At 46.6% G+C, this 6,901-nt stretch carries 9 protein-coding genes; 7 read left to right on the top strand and 2 right to left on the bottom strand.

What is annotated here, in order from left to right; genetic code table 11:
• Positions 1-14: 14 nt before the first annotated feature.
• The 3 genes from J0L70_RS24760 (at position 15) to J0L70_RS24770 (ending at position 2,186) form a co-directional block, all read left to right on the top strand.
• Positions 15-962 (top strand): alpha-E domain-containing protein, encoded by a 948-nt coding sequence (locus tag J0L70_RS24760; RefSeq protein ID WP_268242286.1) that lies wholly within the window; start codon positions 15-17, stop codon positions 960-962.
• 99 nt (positions 963-1,061) lie between these two features.
• Positions 1,062-1,679, top strand: coding sequence for a MotA/TolQ/ExbB proton channel family protein (locus tag J0L70_RS24765; RefSeq protein WP_017288872.1), 618 nt, complete (start codon positions 1,062-1,064; stop codon positions 1,677-1,679).
• A 105-nt stretch (positions 1,680-1,784) separates the two neighbouring features.
• The gene (locus J0L70_RS24770) at positions 1,785-2,186 is read left to right on the top strand and encodes an ExbD/TolR family protein (protein ID WP_017288871.1); all 402 of its coding nucleotides are present in this window, start codon (positions 1,785-1,787) and stop codon (positions 2,184-2,186) included.
• Between the two features lie 35 nt (positions 2,187-2,221).
• On the opposite strand, the gene aqpZ is transcribed toward J0L70_RS24770, so the two are convergent.
• The gene (gene aqpZ, locus J0L70_RS24775; protein WP_017288870.1) at positions 2,222-3,001 is read right to left on the bottom strand and encodes an aquaporin Z; all 780 of its coding nucleotides are present in this window, start codon (positions 2,999-3,001) and stop codon (positions 2,222-2,224) included.
• Positions 3,002-3,635: 634 nt separating this feature from the next.
• Between aqpZ and J0L70_RS24780 the strand changes: the two genes are divergently transcribed.
• From J0L70_RS24780 to J0L70_RS24795, 4 genes are all read left to right on the top strand, one after another.
• Positions 3,636-5,066 (top strand): form I ribulose bisphosphate carboxylase large subunit, encoded by a 1,431-nt coding sequence (locus tag J0L70_RS24780; RefSeq protein WP_017288868.1) that lies wholly within the window; start codon positions 3,636-3,638, stop codon positions 5,064-5,066.
• A gap of 86 nt (positions 5,067-5,152) precedes the next feature.
• Positions 5,153-5,533, top strand: a complete 381-nt coding sequence (gene rcbX, locus J0L70_RS24785) for a RuBisCO chaperone RbcX (protein WP_017288867.1) — start codon at positions 5,153-5,155, stop codon at positions 5,531-5,533.
• Between the two features lie 15 nt (positions 5,534-5,548).
• Positions 5,549-5,896, top strand: coding sequence for a ribulose bisphosphate carboxylase small subunit (locus J0L70_RS24790; RefSeq protein WP_017288866.1), 348 nt, complete (start codon positions 5,549-5,551; stop codon positions 5,894-5,896).
• A gap of 113 nt (positions 5,897-6,009) precedes the next feature.
• Complete coding sequence (locus J0L70_RS24795; protein ID WP_287456298.1) at positions 6,010-6,537, top strand: hypothetical protein; 528 nt, start codon at positions 6,010-6,012, stop codon at positions 6,535-6,537.
• Here the strand turns inward: J0L70_RS24795 and J0L70_RS24800 are convergent.
• On the bottom strand, positions 6,526-6,901 hold a 376-nt coding region (locus tag J0L70_RS24800; RefSeq protein ID WP_287456299.1), incomplete at its 5' end, for a hypothetical protein. The genes J0L70_RS24795 and J0L70_RS24800 overlap by 12 nt on opposite strands.

Consider the following 6,901-nt stretch of genomic DNA (forward strand, 5'->3'; position numbering starts at 1 on the left):
TAGAGGAAAGAACAATGCTAAGTAGAGTTGCAGATTCGATCTACTGGATGAATCGCTATGTTGAGCGTGCTGAGAATATTGCGCGCTTCATTGATGTGAATTTGAATTTATCTCTTGATTCACCGATCGGGGTTGTTCAGCAATGGGAGCCATTGATCCGGACGACTGGAGATTTAGCTATCTTTCAAGAGAAGTATGGAGAAGCCACTGCGGATAATGTAATTCGGTTTTTGACCTTCGATCGCACTTATCCCAACTCCATCATTTCCTGCTTGAATGCTGCCCGTGAGAATGCGCGATCGGTACGTGAAATTATTTCGTCTGAGATGTGGCAACAGATCAATGCGTTCTATCACTTTGTCAATGATGCAGCAGTCGCGGATCGGCTTGATTTTCCTACATTTTTTAGTGAAGTCAAACTTGCAAGCCATCTGTTTGCGGGAGTTGCCAGTGCCACGATGACCCATAGCGAAGGCTGGCATTTTGGACTCATGGGTCGCTGGCTGGAACGAGCCGATAAAACGAGTCGAATTGTCGATGTGAAGTACTTTATTTTGCTTCCTTCGATTCGAGATGTGGGCACAACGTTAGATCAATTGCAGTGGATGGCATTGTTGCGGTCTGCAAGTGCGTATGAGATGTATCGCAAACGTGGCGTGCATCGCATCACCCCAACTTCGGTCGCTGAGTTTTTAGTGCTCGATCGAGAATTTCCGCGATCGATTCGATATTGTATTCGCCAAACTGAGCGATCGCTGCATCAAATCACCGGAACGCCTGAAGGCGCTTGGAATACATCCGTTGAGCGATCGCTCGGAAAACTGCGATCGGATTTAGATTATTTAACGATCGAAGATGTGATGGAATCCGGGCTGCATGAATTCTTAGACAGCTTGCAACAGCGCATGAATGATGTCGGTATCAGACTCTCTGAAACCTTTTTTGCAGCGCAACCTGTATAAATTGAATCAGTGCTCACGCCTCAAACACGCTCCGAAATTACCACGATCGTACTCAAAGTCATCGATAATAATGAATCGTCCAAAGATTGCCCATTTCTCATGCCTAACTGGTTTATTGCTGGCGGACTTGTCATGTATCCGCTTCTGCTTTTCTCAATCCTGGCAGTCGCGCTGATTCTAGAGCGAATTCTTTTCTGGGGCAAAGTCTCCCAACGTCATCAAAGAGTGGCACGAGAAGTGCTCAGCGTCTACAAACGCAACCAAATTGCCGCGTTCCAAATGTTAGAAAAGAACGCCGATTTACCGATCGCTCGAATCTTCCTTGCCGCCTTGGAATTAGAACAAGCTACGCCTGAAGAATTTCGCCTCGCTCTCGAAAGCGCCGGACTCGCAGAGATTCCTTTGCTCAAACGCTTTAATACGGTCTTTGATACGATCGTCGGTCTTTCTCCCCTGCTCGGATTGCTAGGAACTATCACCGGACTGATTAACTCGTTTGCTTCCCTACGGCTTGGAGATGTTGGGGGGACGAATACACTGGGAGTCACAGGCGGGATCAGTGAAGCTCTGATTTCTACTGCTTCGGGTCTGGTTGTCGCCATCTTCACCCTCTTGTTTGCCAATCTGTTCCGAGGTTTGTACGCGCGCCAGATTGCGCTGATTCAAGAGTACGGCGGACAGTTAGAACTTCTCTATCGTCGTCGGCACACTTTCTAAGTCGTGAGTTAATCGGTCGCTCGTGATCAGTAGCTCAGTGAAATTAATCAACTGTAGGAAAGGTTGAGCCTGAACCCCACACGATCAAATCCAGGATTTTCTATTATGCGCTTGCCCGAAGACCCAGATCTACCTCCCCAAATCTACCTTGCACCCCTGATCGACGTAATCTTTGCGCTCCTGACATTCTTCATCATGTCTACGCTGTTTCTTACGCGATCGCAAGGCTTACCCGTCGCTCTTCCCAAAGCTGTCACCGCTGAATCTCAAAAAGTTTCTCAAGTCGTGATTACTATCACTCCGAACGGCGAGCTTGCTCTCGATAAAAAACCAATGAATATCAGCACTCTCCCTGCTGCAGTGCGAGAAATTCTTAGCCGAAATCCTAAAGCCGTTGTTGTGATCAATGCCGACGAGAAAGTCCCTCACGGGCAAGTCATTACTGTTATGGATCGGCTGAGATCGATTCCCAACATTCGCCTCGCGATCGCAACTCGCCAACCCTAAAAAAAGCGGAGGCTTTTACCTCCGCTCTCAATTCGTTAAACCATTTCCTCAATCCGCTCCGGCTCATCCGAAGTATGCGCATCCTCAAACAAGGATGAATAGACCCATCCGGCTAAAACTGCGCCGAGTATTGGAGCTACCCAGAATAACCAAACCTGTGCCAACAATTCTCCACCGACAAATACCGCAGGAGCTAGACTCCGTGCCGGATTCACTGAAGTATTGGTAACTGGAATGCTGATCAAATGAATCAAAGTTAACGCAAACCCGATCGCAACAGGCGCAAATCCACTTGCAACTCGTCGATCAGTCACGCCCAAAATGATCAGCAAAAAGAAGAATGTCAAAAACGCCTCTGCCAAAAAGCAAGCGACTAATCCGTACCCTCCCGGCGAATGTGCGTCAAATCCATTCGTCGCTAAAGGATTCGATCCCGTTAGCGCAAACCCAGGCTTTCCAGACGCAATCAAATACAGAACTCCAGCCCCCACAATTCCGCCTAAAACCTGCGCCACAATGTACGCCAGCAAGTTTTGTCCACCGCGAAACCGCTTCGCCGCAAATAATCCAAACGAAACCGCCGGATTAAAGTGTCCACCTGAAATTCCACCGACCGCGTAAGCCATCGTCAGCACCGTCAACCCGAATGCTAACGACACGCCAACCAAACCAATTCCTAGCGGAAACGTCGTATTCTCACCAATCTTGGCTGTATCTGCTGTATAAGCTGCTGCCAAGACTGCACTTCCGCATCCCCCAAAGACCAGCCATAATGTGCCTAGAAACTCTGCTGCACATCGTTTTAAAAGAGACATAAACTAAGCCTCGCTTTAGTATTCTATAAAACCAAAAAATTGTCTCAGCAGTATATTCATAGTACAAGGGTATAAACTACCGCCGGGATAAAATGATCGAGCTTTGTTGGAACCTAGATGAAACTACGGACATCTCTGCTCAGACGCATCTATTTTTTGGTAAGGCATAATTCTATGGTTTCACGAATCATTCGCTTCTAATTTTTGTAGTTAGTTAAGATTTAGTTCAGATTTTTTATTATAAATTGGGCGATTTTCGGGCAAATCAGAATGCTCATCCTCTTGACAGCGATCGCATTTTCTGAAGCAGATGAGGCAGTTCCAATTTTCTTAAGCTTTAATATGGCAAACGTAATAATTGGACATGTCTGATAACATTTTTTTATCAACGAACATAGATTCTCTAAAGTAAGGCTTATTGAAATCCTGATATGATTCTGAAAGTCTGCGCCTATGCACCGGAATCAGTCGAGATTAAAGAAACTGACTCCAAACATGGGATCATGTTGTGGCAAACTGATCCCCAGTGACTAGGGCAATATGCCAACCAATTCGGTCAGAGGATTTCTCTGGTCACTGTTGGTGATGTCTGCTTATAAGGTTTTCCATCGTTTTTCATTACAGGAAGGGAGATATGTCCTACGCTCAAACCAAAACCCAGTCGAAAGCTGGGTATAAGGCTGGGGTACAAGATTACCGCTTAACGTACTACACCCCAGACTACACGCCTAAAGACACCGATATTTTGGCAGCGTTCCGGGTGACTCCTCAACCTGGCGTTCCGCCCGAAGAAGCTGCTGCTGCTGTTGCTGCTGAATCCTCAACGGGAACATGGACGACCGTTTGGACGGACTTGCTGACCGACCTCGATCGCTACAAAGGACGCTGCTACGATATCGAGCCTGTCCGTGGCGAAGATAGCCAATTCATTGCTTACATTGCATATCCTCTCGACCTGTTTGAAGAAGGATCTGTTACCAACTTGCTGACCTCTTTGGTCGGTAACGTATTCGGGTTCAAAGCGTTGAAAGCGCTGCGCCTCGAAGACCTTCGCATTCCGGTTGCATACTTGAAGACCTTCCAAGGTCCTCCTCACGGGATTCAAGTTGAACGCGACAAAATCAACAAATACGGTCGTCCGATGCTCGGTTGTACGATCAAACCGAAATTGGGTCTGTCCGCTAAGAACTACGGTCGTGCAGTTTACGAATGTCTGCGCGGCGGTTTGGACTTCACCAAAGACGACGAAAACATCAACTCGCAGCCGTTCCAACGTTGGCGCGATCGCTTCTTGTTCGTTGCAGATGCAATCCACAAGGCACAAGCTGAAACCGGCGAAATCAAAGGTCACTACCTGAACGTAACCGCTGCAACCTGCGAAGAAATGCTGAAGCGTGCAGAGTTCGCGAAAGAACTCGAAATGCCGATCATCATGCATGACTTCTTGACCGGTGGTTTCACAGCAAACACCTCCTTGGCTCATTGGTGTCGTGATAACGGCGTTCTGTTGCACATTCACCGCGCAATGCACGCAGTTATCGACCGTCAGAAGAACCATGGTATTCACTTCCGCGTCTTGGCGAAGTGCTTGAGAATGTCTGGTGGTGACCACATTCACACCGGAACCGTCGTTGGTAAGCTCGAAGGTGACAAGGCGATCACCCTTGGTTTCATCGACTTGCTGCGTGAGAACTACATTGAGCGCGATCCTTCCCGTGGTGTTTACTTCACCCAAGACTGGGCTTCCATGCCTGGTGTCATGGCAGTTGCTTCTGGTGGTATCCACGTATGGCACATGCCTGCGTTGGTTGAAATCTTCGGCGACGACTCTGTATTGCAGTTCGGTGGTGGAACCTTGGGTCACCCATGGGGTAACGCACCTGGTGCAACGGCTAACCGTGTTGCGCTCGAAGCTTGCGTCCAAGCTCGTAACGAAGGTCGCGACTTGATGCGTGAAGGTGGAGACATCATCCGTGAAGCTTGCCGCTGGTCGCCTGACTTGGCAGCTGCTTGCGAACTCTGGAAAGAAATCAAGTTCGAGTTTGAAGCTGTTGATACCGTCTGATGAATTTTAGATTGCGGATTTTGGGTTTTAGGCTGCACAATAAGCCAAAACCCAAGATCTAAAATCTATTATTCAAAATTCAACTTATGGATCTGAAGCGAATTGCGAAAGATACGACAAAAACGCTAACAAGCTATTTGACGTATCAGGCTGTCCGGGTTGTTTATGCTCAGCTAGACGAAACTGATCCTAAAAAGGCTTACTGGCTGCACAAGTTTTCTTCAAGGGAAAGCATTACAGACGGTGAAGCATTTATGGAGGCTTTGTTTCGCGAACGTCAGGATCTGGCTTTCCGAATTCTGACGGTGCGAGAGCATCTTGCTGAAGAGATTGCCGATGTGCTGCCGGAAATGCTGCGATCGTCAATGCAGCAAGCGAACATGGAGCAACGCCGCAAACAGCTAGAACGAATGACGCAACTCGATTTGACGACCACAACCGAAGATTCTGATCCTGAACCTAGTTAATTTATTGAGGATTTCATGAAAACTCTCCCTAAAGAGCAGCGTTTTGAAACGTTCTCCTACTTGCCTCCTTTGACCGATGCTCAAATTGCTCGTCAAATCCAATACACGATCGAGAACGGCTTCTTCCCTTGTATCGAGTTCAGCGAGTCGTCTGCTCCTGAGCAGTACTACTGGACAATGTGGAAGTTGCCTTTGTTCAACGCAACTTCTCCTCAAGAAGTTCTGAACGAAGTTCAACAGTGCCGTTCTGAGTACTCGAACTGCTACATCCGCGTCGTAGCATTCGACAACATCAAACAGTGCCAAGTAATGAGCTTCATCGTTCACAAACCAGGTTCTGGTGGAAGCGGCTACCGCTACTAATTTTTGATTTGTAGATTCTTTCTGCAATTAAGTTGAGGGGGTGGATTATTCCATCTCCTTTTTTATTGCAAAACCTGGGAAAAATGAGTTGAGATGATTTACTCAACAACGATATGGGCGGAAATCCTTGGCACTACTTCACTCCCTACCAAAGGGATATTAACGAAGCACTTCAAAACTTGAGAGAGCAAGAATTCAGGATGGGACGTTACGGGTTTGATTACTGGTTCAATCAAATGTCAACCAACATGCAGATTGGTGTAACTCTCAATCAATCAAATCGCTCTGCAAATGAATTGATTGAGCAGTATGGCAGTGTGCATGCAGCAATAGAAGCCCTTCTTGATCAATCGATGCCAGATGGAACACAATCAATTCTCGATATGACTCACGTATCGAATCAACCAGAAGGCTTTGCGGTTTGCCCGCTTTCTGAGCACGAAATTCAAGAAATATTGCAAACCAGTCAGCCAACACGAGAATTGATTGAGTCTCTTTTACTAGATGAAGAAGCCATCGATAATTGGCAGCCTTTTGAAATGTTTTGGGATAGCATCGATCGCGGAACCGGACGCTATATAGTTCTCTATCAAGAAGGAGAGCCAACTGAAATTTTCTTCGCTGGCTACTCATTTGACTAGAAGTTTCTGAATTCTGTACTTTTCCTCTCTTGATGCTCCAATGGAAGGCGCGTATTCTTCGACAAACAATTTGTCGATCTCTATATCAATAACTGGATGTTCCGGATTAACTAAGCCAATGAAATCTGAGCAGCGATAGTAATAGATTTCATGATTCAAAGCAATGCTTAATAAATAGTCTACACACTGTCGAATCATCCACTCTTCTTCAGGTTCACCAAAGATATATTCAAGAACGTAACTACTCAGGTTAAAAGATCGTAAGGAATTGTAGGCAAGTACGCAAATAACAGTAAAGTTCAAACTATTCAAAGTTGTCGTGAGGGCATCCTCTTGAGCGACCCTACTCCTAAAAATCTGGCAA

The organism is Leptolyngbya sp. UWPOB_LEPTO1 (genome assembly GCF_017302695.1).
GTDB lineage: Bacteria > Cyanobacteriota > Cyanobacteriia > Leptolyngbyales > Leptolyngbyaceae > Leptolyngbya > Leptolyngbya boryana.